General features: G+C 67.4%; 18 protein-coding genes. 10 read left to right on the forward strand and 8 right to left on the reverse strand.

Annotation, left to right across the window (positions count from 1 at the left end):
- Positions 1 to 17 precede the first annotated feature (17 nt).
- From hemA to GQ56_RS0123355, 6 genes are all read left to right on the forward strand, one after another.
- Positions 18 to 1,316, forward strand: coding sequence for a glutamyl-tRNA reductase (gene hemA, locus GQ56_RS0123330; protein WP_031400940.1), 1,299 nt, complete (start codon positions 18 to 20; stop codon positions 1,314 to 1,316).
- 82 nt (positions 1,317 to 1,398) lie between these two features.
- Positions 1,399 to 2,481: a peptide chain release factor 1 gene (prfA, locus tag GQ56_RS0123335; RefSeq protein WP_031400941.1), complete on the forward strand. Its 1,083-nt coding sequence runs from the start codon at positions 1,399 to 1,401 to the stop codon at positions 2,479 to 2,481.
- Positions 2,482 to 2,488: 7 nt separating this feature from the next.
- A complete protein-coding gene (gene prmC, locus GQ56_RS0123340; protein ID WP_031400942.1) occupies positions 2,489 to 3,331 on the forward strand; it encodes a peptide chain release factor N(5)-glutamine methyltransferase in 843 nt (280 codons plus the stop codon).
- 67 nt (positions 3,332 to 3,398) lie between these two features.
- Positions 3,399 to 3,710 carry a Grx4 family monothiol glutaredoxin gene (gene grxD / locus GQ56_RS0123345; protein ID WP_006753626.1) on the forward strand — a complete coding sequence of 104 codons (312 nt, stop codon included), beginning with the start codon at positions 3,399 to 3,401 and terminating at the stop codon, positions 3,708 to 3,710.
- 10 nt (positions 3,711 to 3,720) lie between these two features.
- On the forward strand, positions 3,721 to 4,317 hold the full coding sequence (locus tag GQ56_RS0123350) for a UbiX family flavin prenyltransferase (protein ID WP_031400943.1): 597 nt from the start codon (positions 3,721 to 3,723) through the stop codon (positions 4,315 to 4,317).
- 207 nt (positions 4,318 to 4,524) lie between these two features.
- On the forward strand, positions 4,525 to 5,316 hold the full coding sequence (locus GQ56_RS0123355; protein ID WP_031400944.1) for a DODA-type extradiol aromatic ring-opening family dioxygenase: 792 nt from the start codon (positions 4,525 to 4,527) through the stop codon (positions 5,314 to 5,316).
- Between the two features lie 119 nt (positions 5,317 to 5,435).
- Here the strand turns inward: GQ56_RS0123355 and GQ56_RS0123360 are convergent, their stop codons facing one another.
- Positions 5,436 to 7,034, reverse strand: a complete 1,599-nt coding sequence (locus GQ56_RS0123360; RefSeq protein WP_031400945.1) for an APC family permease — start codon at positions 7,032 to 7,034, stop codon at positions 5,436 to 5,438.
- Positions 7,035 to 7,454: 420 nt separating this feature from the next.
- Here GQ56_RS0123360 and GQ56_RS0123365 point away from each other — a divergent pair, with 420 nt between their 5' ends.
- Positions 7,455 to 7,658, forward strand: coding sequence for a cold-shock protein (locus GQ56_RS0123365; RefSeq protein ID WP_006477070.1), 204 nt, complete (start codon positions 7,455 to 7,457; stop codon positions 7,656 to 7,658).
- A gap of 100 nt (positions 7,659 to 7,758) precedes the next feature.
- On the opposite strand, the gene GQ56_RS0123370 is transcribed toward GQ56_RS0123365, so the two are convergent.
- The 3 genes from GQ56_RS0123370 to GQ56_RS0123380 form a co-directional block, all read right to left on the reverse strand.
- Positions 7,759 to 9,009, reverse strand: a complete 1,251-nt coding sequence (locus GQ56_RS0123370) for an Hsp70 family protein (protein WP_031400946.1) — start codon at positions 9,007 to 9,009, stop codon at positions 7,759 to 7,761.
- Between the two features lie 188 nt (positions 9,010 to 9,197).
- Positions 9,198 to 9,803 carry a nitroreductase family protein gene (locus tag GQ56_RS0123375; RefSeq protein ID WP_031400947.1) on the reverse strand — a complete coding sequence of 202 codons (606 nt, stop codon included), beginning with the start codon at positions 9,801 to 9,803 and terminating at the stop codon, positions 9,198 to 9,200.
- Positions 9,804 to 9,961: 158 nt separating this feature from the next.
- Positions 9,962 to 11,245, reverse strand: coding sequence for an MFS transporter (locus GQ56_RS0123380; protein WP_031400948.1), 1,284 nt, complete (start codon positions 11,243 to 11,245; stop codon positions 9,962 to 9,964).
- A gap of 222 nt (positions 11,246 to 11,467) precedes the next feature.
- Between GQ56_RS0123380 and GQ56_RS0123385 the strand changes: the two genes are divergently transcribed.
- Both GQ56_RS0123385 and GQ56_RS0123390 read left to right on the forward strand, forming a co-directional pair.
- Complete coding sequence (locus tag GQ56_RS0123385) at positions 11,468 to 12,088, forward strand: TetR/AcrR family transcriptional regulator (protein ID WP_031400949.1); 621 nt, start codon at positions 11,468 to 11,470, stop codon at positions 12,086 to 12,088.
- Between the two features lie 75 nt (positions 12,089 to 12,163).
- On the forward strand, positions 12,164 to 12,736 hold the full coding sequence (locus GQ56_RS0123390) for a DUF1415 domain-containing protein (RefSeq protein WP_031400950.1): 573 nt from the start codon (positions 12,164 to 12,166) through the stop codon (positions 12,734 to 12,736).
- A gap of 52 nt (positions 12,737 to 12,788) precedes the next feature.
- Here GQ56_RS0123390 and GQ56_RS0123395 read toward each other — a convergent pair whose 3' ends face one another.
- From GQ56_RS0123395 to GQ56_RS0123405, 3 genes are all read right to left on the reverse strand, one after another.
- Positions 12,789 to 13,679 (reverse strand): class I SAM-dependent methyltransferase, encoded by an 891-nt coding sequence (locus GQ56_RS0123395; RefSeq protein WP_031400951.1) that lies wholly within the window; start codon positions 13,677 to 13,679, stop codon positions 12,789 to 12,791.
- A gap of 89 nt (positions 13,680 to 13,768) precedes the next feature.
- Positions 13,769 to 14,902 carry a methyltransferase gene (locus GQ56_RS0123400; RefSeq protein ID WP_031400952.1) on the reverse strand — a complete coding sequence of 378 codons (1,134 nt, stop codon included), beginning with the start codon at positions 14,900 to 14,902 and terminating at the stop codon, positions 13,769 to 13,771.
- 118 nt (positions 14,903 to 15,020) lie between these two features.
- Positions 15,021 to 15,515 (reverse strand): LEA type 2 family protein, encoded by a 495-nt coding sequence (locus tag GQ56_RS0123405; RefSeq protein WP_031400953.1) that lies wholly within the window; start codon positions 15,513 to 15,515, stop codon positions 15,021 to 15,023.
- A gap of 645 nt (positions 15,516 to 16,160) precedes the next feature.
- Here GQ56_RS0123405 and GQ56_RS0123410 point away from each other — a divergent pair.
- Positions 16,161 to 18,329 carry a M1 family metallopeptidase gene (locus tag GQ56_RS0123410; RefSeq protein WP_031400954.1) on the forward strand — a complete coding sequence of 723 codons (2,169 nt, stop codon included), beginning with the start codon at positions 16,161 to 16,163 and terminating at the stop codon, positions 18,327 to 18,329.
- 144 nt (positions 18,330 to 18,473) lie between these two features.
- Here the strand turns inward: GQ56_RS0123410 and GQ56_RS0123415 are convergent, their stop codons facing one another.
- Positions 18,474 to 19,394 (reverse strand): LysR family transcriptional regulator, encoded by a 921-nt coding sequence (locus GQ56_RS0123415; RefSeq protein WP_031400955.1) that lies wholly within the window; start codon positions 19,392 to 19,394, stop codon positions 18,474 to 18,476.
- Positions 19,395 to 19,497: the final 103 nt, after the last annotated feature.

The raw sequence follows: 19,497 nt of genomic DNA on the forward strand, positions 1-19,497 counted from the left end.
AAACGATAGCCCTCGATATGCAACTCCTCACGATCGGAATCAATCACCACACTGCGCCTGTCGCCCTGCGCGAACGCGTGGCGTTTCCGCTCGAGCAAATCAAGCCGGCTCTCGTTACGTTCAAGAACGTGTTTCTCGGCCCCCAGGCGCCCAATACGCCCGAAGCGGCGATCCTCTCCACCTGCAACCGCACCGAACTGTATTGCGCGACTGACGATCGCGCGGCGCGCGAAGGCGCGGTCCGCTGGCTGTCGGAGTATCACCGGATTCCGGTCGACGAGCTCGCGCCGCACGTCTATGCGCTGCCGCAGTCGGAAGCGGTCCGGCACGCATTTCGCGTCGCCTCCGGCCTCGATTCGATGGTGCTCGGTGAAACGCAGATTCTGGGCCAGATGAAGGATGCCGTCCGCACCGCGACGGAAGCCGGCGCGCTCGGCACCTACCTGAACCAGTTGTTCCAGCGCACGTTCGCGGTCGCGAAGGAAGTGCGCGGTACGACCGAAATCGGTACGCAATCGGTGTCGATGGCCGCCGCCGCGGTTCGCCTCGCCCAGCGTATCTTCGAAAAAGTGGCCGACCAGCGCGTGCTGTTCATCGGCGCCGGCGAGATGATCGAGCTGTGCGCGACGCACTTCGCCGCGCAAGGCCCGCGCGAGCTCGTCGTGGCGAACCGCACCGCCGAACGCGGCCAGCGGCTCGCCGAGCGCTTCAACGGCCGCGCGATGCCGCTCGCGGATCTGCCCACGCGCATGCACGAATTCGACATCATCGTGTCGTGCACGGCGTCGACGCTGCCGATCATCGGCCTCGGCGCGGTCGAGCGCGCGGTGAAGGCGCGCCGCCACCGGCCGATCTTCATGGTCGACCTCGCGGTGCCGCGCGACATCGAGCCCGAAGTCGGCAAGCTGAAGGACGTGTTCCTCTACACCGTCGACGATCTCGGCGCGATCGTGCGCGAAGGCAACGCATCGCGCCAGGCCGCGGTCGCGCAGGCCGAGGCGATCATCGAGACGCGCGTGCAGAACTTCATGCAATGGCTCGACACGCGCAGCGTCGTGCCGGTGATCCGTCACATGCATACGCAGGCCGATGCGCTGCGCCGGGCCGAGGTCGACAAGGCGCACAAGCTGCTCGCGCGCGGCGAGGATCCGGCAGCCGTGCTCGAAGCGCTGTCGCAGGCACTGACCAACAAGCTGATCCACGGCCCGACGAGCGCGCTCAACCGCGTGAACGGCGCCGATCGCGATTCGCTGATCGACCTGATGCGCGGCTTCTACCAGCACGCACCGCGCTCCAACGACCAGTCCGGCCACTAGCGCCGGCCGGTCGCCCTGCCGCCGGCCGCGCGCCGGCCTATCCTTTCCGAATACCCCTTGCCCGGGAGCGCCGCTCCACACCATGAAGACGAGCATGCAACGCAAGCTCGACCAGCTGTCCACACGGCTGGCCGAACTGAACGACCTGTTGAGCCGCGAGAACGTCACGGCCGACCTCGACCAGTATCGCAAGCTGACGCGTGAGCACGCGGAACTCGGCCCGGTGGTCGAACAGTACGCACTGTGGTGCCAGTCCCGCAGCGACGAGACGGCCGCGCAGGAACTGCTCGGCGACCTGACGATGCGCGACTTCGCGGAAGACGAAATCCGCAGCGCCCGCGAGAGCATGGCCCGCCTCGAGACCGAGCTGCAGAAGATGCTGCTGCCGAAGGACCCGAACGACGACCGCAACATCTTCCTCGAAATCCGCGCGGGCACCGGCGGGGACGAATCGGCGCTCTTCGCGGGCGACCTGCTGCGCATGTACCTGCGCTTCGCGGAACGCCAGCGCTGGCAGGTCGAAATGATGTCGGAGAGCGCGTCGGATCTCGGCGGCTACAAGGAAGTGATCGTACGAATCGCGGGCCAGGGTGCGTATTCGCGCCTGAAGTTCGAATCGGGCGGCCATCGCGTGCAGCGTGTGCCGGCGACCGAGACGCAGGGGCGCATTCATACGTCCGCATGCACGGTCGCGGTGATGCCGGAAGCCGACGAGATCGGCGAGGTCGAGATCAATCCGGCCGACCTGCGGATCGACACGTTCCGCGCGTCCGGCGCGGGCGGCCAGCACATCAACAAGACCGATTCGGCGGTACGCGTCACGCACATCCCGACCGGGATCGTCGTCGAATGCCAGGACGACCGTTCGCAGCACAAGAACAAGGATCGGGCGCTGAAGGTGCTCGCCGCGCGCATCAAGGACAAGCAGTATCACGAACAGCACGCGAAGGAAGCCGCGACGCGCAAGAGCCTGATCGGCTCCGGCGACCGCTCGGAACGGATCCGCACGTACAACTTCCCGCAGGGCCGGATGACCGACCACCGGATCAACCTGACGCTGTACCGGCTCGAGGCGATCATGGACGGCGACCTCGACGAACTGATCGGCGTGCTCGTCAGCGAGCACCAGGCCGAACTGCTCGCGTCGCTCGGCGACGCCGACTGAGGCCGCGATGACCGACCTGACCGCCGACGCACTGCTGCGCGCGTCGCCGCTCGACGCGGTGGATGCGCGCGTGCTGCTCGCGCACGCCCTCGGCTGGACCCGCACCCAGCTGATCACGCGCGGCGATGCGCCGCTCGACGCCGCCGCGGTCGAACGCTATCGCGCGCTCGAAGCGCGCCGCCTGGCCGGCGAGCCCGTCGCGCAGCTCGTCGGGATGCGCGAATTCTTCGGCCGGCCGTTCGACGTGACGCCCGACGTGTTGATCCCCCGCCCCGAAACCGAACTGCTCGTCGAAGCCGCACTCGACGCGATCGACGGACTGCCGCATCCGGCCGTGCTCGATCTCGGCACCGGCAGCGGCGCGATCGCCGTATCGATCGCCGCCGAGCGGCCCGATGCCCGCGTGTGGGCGCTCGACCGTTCGCCGGCCGCACTCGCGATCGCGCAGCGCAACGCGGACAAGCTGCTCGACGCGCAGCGCCCCGGCGGCCCGCTGCACTGGCTGCAGAGCGACTGGTACGCGGCGCTCGATCCGGCGCTCGCATTCGACGCGATCGTCAGCAACCCGCCGTACATCGCGCAGCACGATCCGCACCTCGCGCAGGGCGACCTGCGTTTCGAGCCGCGCGGCGCGCTCACCGACGATGCCGACGGCCTCAGCGCGATCCGCACGATCGTCGCCGGCGCCGGCGCCCGGCTGAAACCGGGCGGCACGCTCTGGATCGAGCATGGCTACGACCAGGCCGAAGCCGTGCGCGCGGAGCTCGCATCGCACGGCTTCGTCGCGATCGAATCGCTGGCCGACCTGGCCGCGATCGAACGCACCACCGGCGGCCGCCTGCCGGGCTGACGCCCGGCCCGCCCGGTTGAAATCCGCTATCATTTCGATCTAACGCCCCGCTAACGCAAGGTCAGTCATGGACACCCAACAACGTATCAAGCAAATCGTCGACGAAAACCAGGTCGTGCTCTTCATGAAGGGCAACGCGCAATTCCCGATGTGCGGCTTCTCGGGCCGCGCCGTGCAGGTGCTGAAAGCCTGCGGCGTCGACCAGTTCAAGACGGTCAACGTGCTCGAAGACGACGAGATTCGCCAGGGCATCAAGGAATTCTCGAACTGGCCGACCATCCCGCAGCTCTACGTGAAGGGCGAATTCGTCGGCGGCTCGGACATCATGATGGAGATGTACCAGTCGGGCGAACTGCAGCAACTGTTCGCCGCGGCGTAACGCAGCTCCAATGGCATTTCCCAGCGCGCCGCCACGCCGGCTGATCGTCGCGATCACCGGCGCCACCGGCGCGATCTACGGCGTACGGCTGCTCGATCTGCTGCGCGCCGCGGGCGGCGTCGAGACGCACCTGCTGATCTCGAACGCCGGCTGGCTCAACATCCAGCATGAGCTGAAGCTGCCGAAGGCCGAGGTCGAAAGCCGTGCGGACGTCGTGCATTCGGTGCGCGACGTCGGCGCGACGATCGCATCCGGGTCGTTCGCGACCGACGGGATGGTGATCGCGCCCTGCTCGATGAAGACGCTCGCCAGCGTCGCACACGGGCTGTCCGACAACCTGATCACGCGCGCGGCCGACGTCACGCTGAAGGAACGCCGCCGCCTCGTGCTGATGGTGCGCGAAACGCCGTTCAACCTTGCGCATCTGCGCAACATGACGGCCGTCACCGAGATGGGCGGCATCGTCTTCCCGCCGCTGCCCGCGTTCTATGCGATGCCGAAGACGATCGAGGAACTCGTCGACCAGACCGTCACGCGCGTACTCGACCTGTTCACGCTCAGCGCGCCGCTCACGACGCCGTGGGCCGGTATCCGGCACGCGCAATAAGCGCCACGCCGCCCCCTTCTTCGCGCATCGTCGCCGATTTCGCGCAGATCCACTCGATTTCGATCATACGCCCCCCATTTTCAGCGGGATGCGCAGCGCCGCCTTCATTATCAATAAACAGGCGTCAATCAAATTCCATAACGCCAATTTATCAATGAACGGTGCACGCCTATAGTCACAGGCAAATCCCTTTCGCAGGCCACGACCATGAACCGCTTGCCTTCGCTCTACCTGTCCCACGGCGCGCCGACGCTGCCGATCGACCCGTCGCTGCCGTCCGGCGCTTTCACCCATCTCGGCGCCGAACTGCCACGCCCGCGCGCGGTGCTGATGCTGTCCGCCCACTGGGGCACGCAGCGGCCCGTCGCCAGCATCGCCGCGCATCCGGAAACGATCCACGATTTCTACGGCTTTCCGCAGGCGCTGTACGACATTCGCTATCCGGCGCCCGGCGCGCCCGACGTCGCCGAGCGCGCGGCCGGATTGCTGAACGCGGCCGGCATCGCGACCGCCACGACCGAGCACGGCCTCGACCACGGTGCGTGGGTGCCGATGCTGCTGATGTTCCCGGAAGCCGACGTGCCCGTCGCGCAGTTGTCGATCCAGCCGCGCGCCGACGCAGCCCATCACTTCGCGCTCGGCCGTGCGCTGCGCCCGTTGCGCGACGACGGCGTGATGGTGATCGGCTCGGGCCAGATCACGCACAACCTGCGCGCCGCCGATTTCGGCGCGGCGCCGGAGGATGCGGACCCGCGCGTCGCGGCCTTCACCGACTGGTTCGAGGCGAAGCTGGCCGCGCGCGACGTCGACGCGCTGCTCGACTACCGCCGACAGGCGCCGCACGCGGCGCTGATGCATCCGACCGACGAGCACCTGCTGCCGGTGTTCGCGGCGCTCGGCGCGGCGGACGACGACTACCAGCTCGGCATCCAGTCGCTCGGCACCTACCAGCGCGTGCTCGCGATGACGAACTACGTGTTCGCAAGCGCGGCCGCCTGAGCGTCGCGCGACAACCGCCGGCGCCGGCGAGAAGCCAGCAAAAAGCCCGCCCGAGCGATGCTCGGGCGGGCTTTTTTCACTGCTTGCTGCCACCGCCGAATCCGGCGACAGGTCACGCGTCAGGCGCCGATCCCTTCGAGGATCTCGTCGTGCGATTCACGCTCGTCGAGATACTTGGTCCGGTAGCCGGTATTCACGCCCCAGAAGTAGAACACCAGCGCGATCCCCGCGACGACCAGCATGTCCCAGCCGTACGGCAGCACGCCGTGACCGCCGAACTCCTTGCTGCCGATCAGCGACAGCACGGCCATCGTCGGGAGATACGCGACCAGCCACCAGGCGGCCTTCAGGTCGGCGCCCCAGCCCGTCCAGCCCGACTTGGCCTGGAAGTAGAAGTACACCGGCAGCGCGACGATCATCAGCAGGATGATCTCGCCCGTCAGCGGCCACTTCGCCCAGTACAGGATCAGCGACGCGCAGACGAACGCGAACGGAGCGATCAGCTTCATCAGCGGAATCGACAGCGGACGCTCGATGTCGGTCGCGGCGCGACGCAGCGCCATCAGGCTGATCGGGCCCGTCAGGTACGAGATCACCGTCGCGACCGAGATCACCGCCGCGAGCGAACTCCAGCCGCGGAAGAAGAACAGGAAGACGAACGAGACCAGCAGGTTGAACCACATCGCCTGACGCGGCACGCCGTAGAGCGGGTGCACGTTGCCGAACATCTTCGGCATCGTGTTGTTGCGCTCCATCGCGTAGATCATGCGGGTGGTCGTCGCCATGTAGGTCGTGCCGGTGCCGCTCGGGCTGACGAACGCGTCGACGTACAGCAGGATCGCGAGCCAGTTCAGGTTCAGCGCGATCGCCAGTTCGGCGAACGGCGACTTGAAGTTGAAGTGCGACCAGCCCTGTGCGACGTCGGCCGGATTCACCGAGCCGATATACGCCATCTGCAGCAGCACGTAGATCACGAGCGCGATCAGGATCGACGTGATCACCGCGAACGGAACGCTGCGCGACGGATTGCGCGCCTCACCCGCGAGGTTCACCGGGCTCTGGAAGCCGTTGAACGCGAACACGATGCCGCTCGTCGCAACCGCGGTCAGCACTGCCGACCAGCCGTACGGCGCAAAGGTTGCGTTCGACGTCGTGCCGAGGTTTTCCGGATGGTAGCTCGTCAGCATCAGGCCGAGGATCGTCAGGCCGGGAATCAGGAACTTGAAGATCGTGATCGTCGTGTTCGCCCGTGCGAATGCCTTCACGCCCCAGTAGTTCAGCAAGAAGTAGATGACGACCAGCACGGCGGACAGCAGCAGGCCGGGCGTCGTCAGCTCGCCGTTCACGAACAGCGCATGCGCCCATGGATAGGGCCACGTGCTCATGTACTGGATCGACGCTTCGGCCTCGATCGGAATCACGGATACGATCGCGATCCAGTTTGCCCAGGCGCTGATGAAGCCGACCAGCGAACCGTGCGAGTAACGCGCGTAGCGCACCATGCCGCCCGACTCCGGGAACATCGCCCCCAGTTCCGCGTAAGTCAGGGCAATCGCGAGAATCACGACGGCGCCGATGATCCATGCGCAGATCGCCGCCGGACCGGCAATCTTCGCGGCCTTCCAGGCGCCGAACAGCCAGCCCGAGCCGATAATCGAACCCAGCCCCGTCAGCATCAATGCAAACGGACCGATGTTCCGTTGAATAGAACTCTTCACATCCTCTCCTGTGTCTCAAAAAGCATGGTCGGCCTGCGATCCGGGATCGGCTCGGACTGCATCGCGCATGCAATTTTGGGGGGATGGGCCACCCGATCAGGGCAACCCGTCCGCGCGGCGCGTAGTTTAACGGTTGCACCTGAAACGTGGCGCCAAAATTGTTCGGCCCCTACAAAAAATTCGCTTCGTTTGCAAGCTTTGTAAACCTGATATACGCAATAACCCTGAGAGCACGGAAATACGGTTGACCATACGCCCGATAAGCCGTATAAAGGACTTCGCAGGATTTCAAGCGGCGAGTGAATTGGTTCTTTCGTAGTTCGCCCATCAACGGTACTCCGGTTGGTCCTATTACCCCTTCCTTGATTTTCCGCACCCCATGGGCTTCGGCCCCGTTTTATCTTTTTAGGAACAAGTAACATGGCAACCGGTACCGTCAAGTGGTTCAATGACGCAAAGGGCTTCGGCTTCATCACCCCGGAAGGCGGCGGCGACGATCTGTTCGCGCACTTCTCGGAAATCCGCGTCGAAGGCTTCAAGACGCTGCAAGAAAACCAGAAGGTTGAATTCGAAGTGAAGACGGGCCCGAAGGGTCTGCAAGCTGCGAACATCCGTCCGGTCTAAGCTTGGCGCGATAATTCGTGTAAAAAAGCCCCGCTTCGGCGGGGCTTTTTGTTTTTCGGCGCCGGACGCCCGTCATGGCAGCCGATCGGCCGCCCTTCGTTCAACCGAACAACCGCTGCGCGTGAATGCCGAGCCCCGTCGCGACACTCGCGAGGCGGTCGCCGAACACAGGTTGCGCATCCGGGAACGCACCGGCCAGCGCCCCCGACAGGAACGCGAGCCCCGTCGAGCCGCCGGTGAAATACAGTGCGCCGACGTCGCGCGGCGCGACGCCCGCGAGCCGCACCGTCTCGCGCGCGGCGTCGACGATGCGCGCGGTGTCGTCGCGACTCGCGTCGACCAGGCGATCGGCGTCGAACGCGATCTGCAGATCCTCTTCGACGTCGTTCAGGTCGATCATCGTTTCCCCGCCCGCCGCGACGCCGATCTTCGCTTCTTCCGCGCGCGCCATCAGCGCATGCCCGAGCCGCAGCTCGACCACGCTGGTGAGCCGGTCGTACTGGCGGCCGTCCTGGTACAGGTGCTTCATCAGCTTCAGCTCGCCGAGCCGCTTCGGCGTGTAGACCGTGTTGATCAGGTGCCAGGTCGCAAGATCGAAATAGATCCGGTTCGGCAGCTCGCGCCCTTCGGGGTCGAGCGCGCGGTAGCCGAAGGCGGGCAGGATCGCCGCCAGCTCGACGCGCCGGTCGTAATCGGTGCCGGCGACGTGCACGCCGTGGTGGGCCAGCACGTCGTCCTTGCGCTCGAGCCGCGCCATCCGCTCGGGCCCGACGCGCACCAGCGAGAAGTCGGACGTACCGCCGCCGATGTCGGCGACGAGCACGAGACGCTCGGCCTGCTGGCGCGATTCGTAGTCGAACGCGGCGGCGATCGGTTCGTACTGGAATTGCACGTCCGCGAAACCGACCGACCGCGCGGCCGCTTCGAGCTGATCCTGCGCGAGGCGGTCGGCGCGCGGATCGTCGTCGACGAAGAACACCGGCCGGCCGAGCACCGCACGGCCGATCGGCGCGCCCGCGCGGGCCTCGGCCTTGCGCTTCAGGTGCGTCAGGAAGCGCGCGATGATGTCGGTGTACGCGATCGCGCTGCCGTCGCCGAGATCGGTCGTCGTTTCCGCGAGCGGCGAGCCGAGGATGCTCTTCATCGAGCGCATCAACCGGCCATCGAAACCGTCGATGTAGGAAGCCAGCGCCGCTCGGCCGTATTCGACCGTCTCTTCGTCGTTGTTGAAGAAGATCGCGGTGGGCAGCGTCAGGTGGTCGCCCTCGACGGGCGCGAGGCGCATGCCGTCGCCGTCGGGCAGCGCCACGGCGGAATTGGACGTGCCGAAATCGATCGCGCAGTAAGTCATGGGAATTTGCCGCAGCAGGGCCGGCGCGAAAACGGAAAGGACGGGCTTTTTAACATGAAGCCCGCGGGATCACAACCGGGGCCGGCCATCGGTGCCGGGCCGCGGATCGCGGTGGCGCCGGCGCGCAGCCTGGCGCGCCGGGGGCAAGCGCGGGCGGAATGCGCGACGCAACCCGCCCGCCCGGCAGGTCAGGCTGCCGTGTCGAAACCCTTCTTCCACGCGCCGGCGTACACGACCTCGCCGATCGCATGACGCGTGCGCGGCGCTTTCTCGCGATCGCGCAGCACCGGATCCAGCTTGTCGACGTTGCCATAGTGGCCGAGCGAAATGAGGGCCGGAATCGCGACGTCGGCCGGAATCTCGAACGCGTCGCGGAACGCCTTCGCATCGAAACCGCTCATCTGGTGAGCGGCAAGGCCCAGCGCGTGCGCCTGCAGCACCAGCGACATCGCAGCGGCGCCCGCGTCGTACAGCGCGGTCGGCGCCGGTTCGCCCTTCGCCGTGAGCGTGTGCGCGGTCACCGCGATCAGCACGGGCGCCGGCGCATTCCAGCCCTGGTTGAACGGCACCAGCGTTGCAAACGCGCGCTTGAATGCGTCGTCGTCCTGGGTGCGGTCGAATACGATGAAGCGCCACGGCTGCGCGTTGTAGGCCGACGGCGCCCAGCGCGCGGCCTCGAGCACCGCATGCAGATCGCCGGTGCTGACGGGCTCGTCCGAATACGCGCGCGGGCTCCAGCGGCCCGCGATCAGGTCGTGAATCGAAACAGTGGTGGGTGCAGGTTTGACGGACATGCGGTTCCTCGCTGACATCGATGAAGGGGCGCGAACGCCCGGCGAACCGCAAGCATACTCGCTTGAGCGGATGCACGCCCGATCGTCCCGCGCTATGCAAATCTCCCCGGCTGCATTAGGGCCTGCTCGCGCACGTCACGGGCTGCGACGCGCCGCGTTCAGGCCGGCTGCGCCGCCGCGCGCGACGGGCCGCGGTTGATCCGCAGCACGATCAGCGCGCCGACGATGCACAGCCCGCCCGAGATCATCGACGCGATCGTGTAGGTGCCGAGGCTCGCGCGCAACAACCCTGCGCCGAGCGCCGCGAACGCCGCGCCGAGCTGGTGGCCGGCCACGATCCAGCCGAACACGACCGGCGCCGCGGCCTTGCCGAACACGTCGGTCGCGAGCCGCACGGTCGGCGGCACGGTCGCGATCCAGTCGAGCCCGTAGAACATCGCGAACAGCGGCAGCCCGAAGAAATCGATCCCGAACGCGTGCGGCAGGTAGATCAGCGACAGCCCGCGCAACCCGTAGTACCAGAACAGCAGCACGCGGTTGTCGTAGCGGTCGGACAGCCAGCCCGACAGCGTCGTGCCGAACAGGTCGAACACGCCCATCGCCGCGAGCAGCGACGCGCCCTGCACTTCGCTCATCCCGTAATCGCTGCACATCGCGATCAGGTGCGTGCCGACGTAGCCGTTGGTGCTCGCGCCGCAGATGAAGAAACTGAAGAACAGCAACCAGAAATCGCGCGAACGGCTCGCCGTCAGCAGCGTGCGGAACGCGACCGCGAGCGGGTTCTCCTTCGTCGCGGCAGGCGCGGGCGGTGCATCGGCCGGCTCGCCGTACGGGCGCAACCGGACGTCGGCCGGACGCTCGGGCAGCAGGAACGCGACGAGCGGGATCACGATCGCGGCCGCCACCGCGACCACCAGCACGACCGGCCGCCAGCCGTGGCGCTGCGCGATCGCCGCGAGCATCGGCAGGAAGACGAGCTGGCCGGTGGCCGTGCTCGCGGTCAGGATCCCCATCACGAGGCCGCGCCGCGCATGGAACCAGCGCGTGACGAAAGTCGCGGACAGCGTCAGCGCGACGACGCCCGTCGAGCAGCCGACCATCAGGCCCCAGATCGCCACCATCTGCCAGCTCTGCGTCATCATCGACGACAGCGCGACACCCGCGCTCATCGTCACGAGCGCGACCAGGATCGTCGGGCGCAACCCGAAGCGCTGCATCGCGGCGGCCGCGAACGGGCCCGTCAGCCCGTACAGCGCGATGTTCACCGAGATCGCCAGTGAAATCGCCGCGCGGCTCCAGCCGAGCTCGCGTTCGAGCGGCACCATCAGCACGCTCGGCGTCGCGCGCGTGCCGGCTGCCGCCAGCAGGATCAGGAATACCACCGCCGCCGCGAGCCATCCGTAGTGGAAGCGCCCGCCGATTCGTGTCACCGCCCAGTTCATCTTCGCGTTCTCCAGTCGGCGGCGCCGGCGCTGTCGCACCCGCTCCGCCCTACACCCAGCCAGGCCACCTCCGCCGCACGCTGCATCGGCTGACCCGGGCCGATGCGTGGCATTCGTCTGTCGATCCGCCGGCATTGTTACCGGTCGGTCACAACTGTGTTGCGATCGTAGTGACCAGTCGGTAACATGTCAAGCCATTCCATCACGCAGCCGAGGGGCATCATGTCGGGCATCGAGATCGCCAAGCCGCAGGCGCGCCGCACGCGCCGGCCGATCGACGGCGCCACCGCGCAGGAGCACCTGCTGCGCGCCGCCGAGGAGCTGTTTTACCGGGAGGGCGTGCGCACGGTCGGCGTCGAGGCGGTCGTGGAGCGCGCGGGCGTCAACAAGATGAGCCTGTATCGGCAGTTCTCGTCGAAGGACGAGCTGATCCTCGCGTATCTGGAGCGCATGGACGCGTGCTTCTTCGAGCGCTTCGACACGAGCGTCGCCAAGCATCCGGGCCAGCCGAAGGCGCAGTTGATCCAGTATTTCGTCGACCTGGCCGAACGTGCGACGCAGAAGGACTATCGCGGCTGCCCGTTCGTCAACGTCGCCGCCGAATTCCCGGATGCGTCGCACCCGGCGCGCGAGCGCGTCGCGCAAAACAAGGAACAGTTGATGAAGCGGCTCGTCGCGCTGGGCGAAGACGCCGGCGCGCGGCAGCCGCAGGCGCTCGCCGACTCGCTCGCGCTGGTGATCGAAGGCATCTACGCGGCCAGCCAGACCTATCGGCACGGCGCCACGCCGATCGGCACCGCGCCCGCGCTCGTCACGCAGCTGATCGAAGCCGCGTGCGCTTGACGGCGCGCACGCCCTGACCCGGCGCGCCCGCTACAATGCGGCCCTCGCCGCTCTCCCGCCCGACGGGTTTCCCCGATGACCGACTCCCGCCCCGAATCGCACGACGACATTCTCGCCGCCACGCGGCACTGGCTCGCGCGCGCGGTGATCGGGCTCAATCTGTGCCCGTTCGCGAAAAGCGTGTATGTGAAGGACCAGGTGCGCTACGCGATCAGCGAAGCGACGACCCTGGAAGACGCGCTCGCCGAACTCGAAACCGAGCTGCGCGCGCTCGAGGCGGCGGACCCGCAGCAGGTCGACACGACGCTGCTGATCTTCCCGCACGCGTTCGCCGATTTCGTCGACTACAACGACGCGCTGTTCTTTGCCGACCGGCTGGTGCGGCAACTGCGGCTCGACGGCGTGCTGCAGATCGCGAGCTTCCATCCGCACTACCGGTTCGAAGGCAGCGAACCCGACGATATCGAGAACTACACGAACCGCGCGCCGTATCCGATCCTGCACCTGCTGCGCGAGGACAGCATCGCGCGCGCGGTCGACGCGTTCCCGGACGCATCCGCGATCTACGAAAGGAATCAGGAAACGCTGCGCCGTCTCGGCCACGACGGCTGGCGCGAATGGATGCGCAGGCCGGGCGACGACGTCTGACACTCCGCACGGCGGCGCAACACGGCGCGGTGCGGCGCGGCGCGCCCGCACGTCAGCCGGCGGCCGGCTCGACGGCGTCACCGCCCTCGGTCGCGGCTTGCGGCACGAAGAAGCGCTCGTTCAGTTCGGCAAGCCCGAACATGCCGAGGATCTCGTTGAGTCGCTCGCCGGGCCGCCGGCGCGGCAGGTTCTTGTACTGCGCGACGATCAGCTCGTTCTTCATCGAATGCTCCCAGCCCACCAGCTCGGTCACGCTGACCTGGTAGCCGTGCGCCTCGAGCTGCAGGCAGCGCAGCACGTTGGTGATCTGGCTGCCGAATTCGCGCGTATGCAGCGGATGCCGCCACACTTCGGTCAACGCGCTCGCGAGCGACTTGCCCTTGTTCCTGCGCAGCACGCCCGCGACTTCCGCCTGGCAGCACGGCACCAGCACGATGTGCTGCGCGCGCTTCGCGAGCGCGAAGCGGATCGCGTCGTCGGTGGCCGTGTCGCACGCGTGCAGCGCGGTGACGACGTCGACCGTTTGAGGCAGCGCCGGCGACGTGATCGAATCGGCGACCGACAGGTTCAGGAACGACATGCCGCCGAACCCCAGCCGCGCGGCGAGCGCGGCCGAACGCGTGACGAGTTCCTCGCGCGTCTCGATGCCGTACACGTGCGACGTGAACGCCGGCGTACCGTGCCCCGGCTGCTGCTTGAAGAACAGGTCGTACAGGATGAAGCCGAGATACGACTTGCCGGCGCCGTGATCGACGAGCGTCACGCTGCCCCGGTCGGCCTGCACGCCGGCGAGCAGCGGCTCGATGAACTGGAACAGGTGATAGACCTGCTTCAGCTTGCGGCGGCTGTCCTGGTTCAGCTTGCCGTCGCGGGTAAGGATGTGCAGTTCCTTCAGCAGCTCGACGGACTGCTCGGGGCGGATTTCGTGGGTCTTGTTCGACATCGTGATGCGGCGCCGGGCCACGGTCGGTCGACCACGGCCGGGCGGCGGGAATTCGTGAGGAATGGCGACAGTTTACCGAAAATACGCGGTCAGGCTCGCGCGCCGAGCCGCCAGAGCGACGTCAGTTCGGCGCGGCGCGCCGCGTGCAGCGGATCGTCGGCGTCGGCCGACTTCGGGTGTGCAGGACGGATGTCGTCGCGGCCGAGCACGACGAGGCCCGCTTCGTCGATCCATTGCAGCAGCGTGTCGCGCGGCCGCAGGCCGAGATGCTCGGCGAAATCGGACAGGATCAGCCAGCCCTCGCCGCCCGGCTCGAGGTGCGCGGCGAGCCCCGCGAGGAAACCGCGCAGCATGCGGCTGTCGGGATCGTAGACCGCATATTCGATCGGCGCGCTCGGCCGGGCCGGCACCCAGGGCGGGTTGCAGACCACGAGCGGCGCGCGGCCGGCCGGAAACAGGTCGGCCTCGACGATCTCGACGCGAGCCGCGTGGCCGAGCCGTTCGACGTTCTCTCGCGCGCAGGCCAGTGCGCGCGCGTCCTGGTCGGTCGCGACGATGCGCTCGACGCCGCGCGACGCGAGCACGGCCGCCAGCACGCCGGTGCCGGTGCCGATATCGAACGCGAGCGACGTCGCGGGCAGCGGCGCGCGGGCGACGAGATCGACATATTCGCCGCGCACCGGCGAGAACACGCCATAGTGCGGATGGATCGGCGCGCCACCGAGCGCCGGGATCGGCACGCCCTTCTTGCGCCATTCGTGCGCGCCGACGAGGCCGAGCAGTTCGCGCAGCGACACGACCGACGGCTCGCCGCCGGGCCCGTACACCTCCTCGCACGCCGCGCGCACGTCGGGCGCGCGGCGCAGCGGGATCGTGTAATCGGCGTCGAGCGGGATCAGCAGCATCCCGAGCGTGCGGGCGCGCTGCGACTGCGCGAGACGGTGCAGGTTGAACGCGTCGGCGCCGGCCGCGGCTTTCGCCTTCTTCGGCTTGCGCTCGACGCGGCGCGCCATCGCCTGCACGAGCTGGCGCGCATTCTGGAAGTCGCCCTGCCAGACGAGCGCGGTGCCCTCGCACGCGAGGCGGTAGGCCGCGTCGGCGGTGAGGCGATCGTCGGCGGGCACCGCGCGCTTCGGCGGTGGCACACCGGCTTCGGAACGCCAGCGCACGGCATGATCGGCGCCCTCGGCGCCGGTCCAGTGGAAAACGGGGAAATCGGTCACGCGAACTCGGTTACGGTTGGCTTCAACGGGCGGCGCCATCGCGCCGCGCGGCTCACACCTTACCGCGCTTTGCCCGCGCGGCAAAGCGCGGGGGCCCGCCGCGCCGCGGGTGTGGCGCTCAGCCGCCCCACCCCGGCATCGCGGGCAGGCGCAGCGTACCCGCGTCGCGGAAGTGCACGGTGCCGAGCGCGCCGCCCGCGAGCCGGCCGCGTAGCGCGTACGGCAGCTCGCCGTTCGCGGCCGCGCCGGGCAGGTTCCACACCTGCCGCGCGGCGGCAAAGGCCGACACGGAAACCGGCACCTCGAGCACGGCCTCGCCGAAGCGCGGCACCGTGCCCGAGCGATCGCTGACGCCGCTCGCGAACGGCGTGCCGTTCAGGTCGAGCGCGACCGAGATGCCGTCGTATTCGATCGGCGCGTCGTTCGGGTTCTGCACACGCAGCTTCAGGCTGAAGCGCATCTCGAGGCCCTGCCCGACCAGCGGGTCGAGCCCGGCCACCGACACGCGCACGGGATCGCGTGTCAGCCCGGCACACCCGCCGAGCAGGAGCGCGGCGACACACAGCAGCAGTACCGCACGCAGCGGTGCGGAACGAAACAGGGCGCGTGGCATCGGCAGGCCTCCTCTGGCAATCGATAAACGGTGAACGGGTCCTCGCCGCATTGTACCGAGCGCACCCCGTACACCGAGTTTCGTAGTTTTCCCGGCCATTCGAGATCGTTAATAGATTAAAACTACGAAATCACAAACCAGATGGAATGGCGATTAACGCTTTGCATCATTCAATGAAGCGCAACGAATTCAATAGATGCACTTTCTTAATTTTTCGTTTCCTTTACCCAAACCCATCAAGTATATTTACGCATCCTTCGAGCAAGCCGACAAAGCTTGATGTTGCATGACGGCGATTTTACGGAACGGCGACACGCCTTCCTGCCGCCCTGCGCCTGGCCCGGCCGGCTCCATAGGTCGTCGTTTCAAAGGGATTGCGCGCCCCCGCCGGGCGTGCCGCCCCGTGTCGCGCGCGCGAAATCAATTCAGTACAACACGCGCCGGCCATTTTGAACCGGCAAGTCAACCGATATCCGGAAATTCAGAGGGGGCAGTAAACCATGATTACCTTCACGTAGTCGGCCGCCGTCTTTTCGAATAATCCGTCATTGGCATTTTCATCGCCGTCGATTAACGGCGAGGGGATTGCTTTTGCCGGCGTTTTCGCAGCACTGAACGATTCTTTCAACAATCGAGGTTTCAGTCATGTCGATCAACATTCGCAAGATGCGTTATCTGCCGCTCGTCGCCGCACTCGCGCTCGCCGGCTGCGGCGGCGACGACGGCGGCGTGGGCTCGGCGTCCGCGCTCAGCTCGGCCGGCGCGCCGCAACCAGGCTCGGCGCCCGCCGTCACCACGCCGCCGAGCGCCTCCAACGTCGACAAGAGCGTATCGCCTGTCGAGCTGCCGGACACCGTGGTACCCGTGAACTACCGGCTGTGGTTCCGCCCGAACGACGCGCTGAACGCGTTCGACGGCCGCGCCGACGTCGAGATCAAGGTACTGAAGCCGGTCAACAACATCGTGATCGCCGGCCACCGGATCAAGTTCACCAACGGCCGCATCACGCTGCAGCCGGGCAACATCCAGCTGATCGCGACGCCGCAGGACAAGGGCGACTATTACCAGCTGCGCCCCGTGAGCGGCTCGATCTCGCCGGGCAACTATTCGCTGCACATGGAGTGGTCGGGCATCATCAACTTCAAGTCGTACGACGATCCGGTCGCGAAGACGGGCGGCAGTTGCGGCAACGATCCGTATCCGGGCTGCTCGGCCGCCGAAGGCATCTTCCGCGTCGACCTGAAGGGCACCGACGGCAAGACGAGCGGCGCGATCCTCACGCAGGGCGAAACCAACCTGTCGCGCCAGTGGTTCCCCGGCTGGGACGAGCCGGCGTTCCGCCCGACCTATGAAGTGACGGCCGAAGTGCCGCAAAACTGGCGCGTGGTATCGAACGCGGCCGAGAAGCCGTCGACCGGCATCGGCGGCGGCTACAAGCTCGTGCAGTTCGAGAAGCCCCCGCCGATGCCGTCGTACCTGCTGTTCTTCGGCGGCGGCCTGTTCGACACCTACGAGGACGACTTCACGAGCCCGCTGGCAGGCGGCAAGGGCGGCCTGCACCTGCGCGTGTTCACGCCGCCGGGCATGAGCGACTGGGCGAAGCCGGCAATGGATCGCACCAAGCAGGCCCTCGACTTCTACTACCGCTACACGGGCATCCCGCTGCCGCTCACGAAGTTCGACACGGTGGCCGCGAACGACGCGTTCAAGGCGCAGAAGGACCTGAACTTCGGCGGGATGGAGAACTGGGGGTCGATCCTCGAGTTCGCCGACGACATCCTGCCGCAGCCGGGCCAGCCGATGTCGCACTACGGCAACGAGGTGCTGACGCACGAAGTCGCGCACCAGTGGTTCGGCGATCTCGTCACGACCGACTGGTGGGACAACGTGTGGCTCAACGAGTCGTTCGCGACGTTCTTCGAGACCAAGACGACGATCCAGTTCTTCCCGAACGAGTTCAGCTGGCTCGACCAGGTCAAGAACAAGTACCGCGTGATCAATCGCGATATCGGCCCGAACGCCTTCCCGGTCGCGCCGAACTTCAACGGCTGGGCGTCGAACGACTTCGTGCTGAGCGCCAGCGCGTTCACGTACGACAAGGGCGGCCACGTGCTGAAGACGCTCGAGAACTATCTCGGCGAACAGACGCTGCGCCGTGGCCTGCAGCAATACCTGGTCGACTACTCGTTCGGCAACGGCACGCCGAAGCGCCTGTGGGATGCGCTGTCGAAGGAAAGCGGCCAGGCGATCGGCCCGATCGGCGACAGCTACGTGCGCCAGACCGGCGTGCCGCTGATCTCGCTCGACACGCAGTGCGACCTGACGAAGAACCAGACGATCGTCACGCTGAAGCAGCAGCCGTTCCCGAACAAGAACGCGTATCCGGGCCTGCAGTGGACGGTGCCGATCACGCTCGCGTACGGGCAAGGTCTCGCGAAACGCACGACGCTCGCGCTGAAGGATACGCAGACGCAAACGCGGATCGACGGCTGCACGGGCGTGGTGGCGGACCCGAGCGGGCTCGACTACTACGTCGTGAACTACAGCGACGCGGCCTGGAGCGGCTTGCTCACGCAGGTGAACCGCTCGACCGACCCGGTGCTGCTGTCGAACCTGCAGAGCGAGGCCGCCCTGCTCGTCGCGAACAACCTCGCGCCGGCTTCGCGTTCGACGTCGATCGGTTCGGTCGCTTCGCCGGCCGCGCTGAAGCTGCGGCAGACGCCGACCTTCGACGGCATCGCGCAGACGACGAAGGAACGCCCGGCACTGCAATACCAGGGCATCTTCAAGCCGCGCAAGGTAGTGACGCAGTAACGGCGCGCCCCGGCCGGCGCCGTGCAGCCCGCGGCTGCCGGCCGGCGCACCGGCTTCTCCGACCTTTGAAGGGCCTCGCGAGCGAGGCCTTTTTTACTGGCGGCGCGCCCCGCCGCCTGCCACCGCCGCCTGCCACCGCCACCATCACGCCCACGCGGCATCCCACGCCGGCTGCTCGAACCACGTCGCCAGGAACGCGACGAGCCGCGACGCGCGTGCACTGCCGCGCGCCTGCTGGCGCAACACGTGAATCGTCGCCGGCTCGGGCGCTGCCGCGTACTGCGGCAGCACCGAGCGCAACCGTCCGTCGCGCAACGCGTCGCCCGCGAGCCAGGTCGGCAGGTGCGCGAGACCGAGCCCGCCGATCGCGGCTTCGAGCAACGCCTCCGAATGATTGCTGCGAAACCGCGGCTGCACGGGCACATGGCGGCGCTCGCCGAAGCGCCACGCACCCGGCGGCGGCGCGCCGTGCCAGGCCAGGCAATCGTGTCCGGCGAGCGCGTCGGGCGATTCGGGCTCGCCGCGCCGCGCGAGGTAGGCCGCGCTCGCGCACAGCACGCGCCGCTGCGGCGCCAGCACGGTCGCGACGAAGCGCGTGTCCTCGAGCGGACCGATCCGCACCGCGAGATCGACGTCGGCGCCGAGGCGTGCGCCCTGCAGGTCCACCATGCTGTCAGTCAGCAGCAGATCGACCTGCAGGGCCGGATGACGCTGCATGAACGCGGCGAGCGCGGCCATCAGGTGCCGCCGGCCGAACGGCGCCGGACAGTCGACGCGCAGCAACCCGCTCGGCTCGTCGTGCTGGCTGTGCAGGTCTTCCTGCAGGCCGCGCAGCTCGGCCAGCATCCGCGTTGCCCGCCCGTACAGCAACTGCCCGGCCTCGGTCGGCCGCAGCGCATGCGTGGTGCGATGCAGAAGGCGGATGCCGAGCTGCGTCTCGAGCCGGTCGATGCGTCGCGTGACCGACGACGCGGCGACGCCCAGCCGGCGCGCGGCCGCCGAAAAGCTCTGCTGGTCGACCACGTCGACGAACAGCGCCAGATGCGGGGAAAGGAAGTCGTCCATGCCGGGCTCTCGGATTTGGCTGTGCGTTATTCGCAAAACAATCATCCGCCTTTGCACGTTTCCGCGTCAACCCGGGCCGACTAGACTGCATTCATCCTTTCAC

The organism is Burkholderia paludis (assembly GCF_000732615.1).
Taxonomy (GTDB): domain Bacteria; phylum Pseudomonadota; class Gammaproteobacteria; order Burkholderiales; family Burkholderiaceae; genus Burkholderia; species Burkholderia paludis.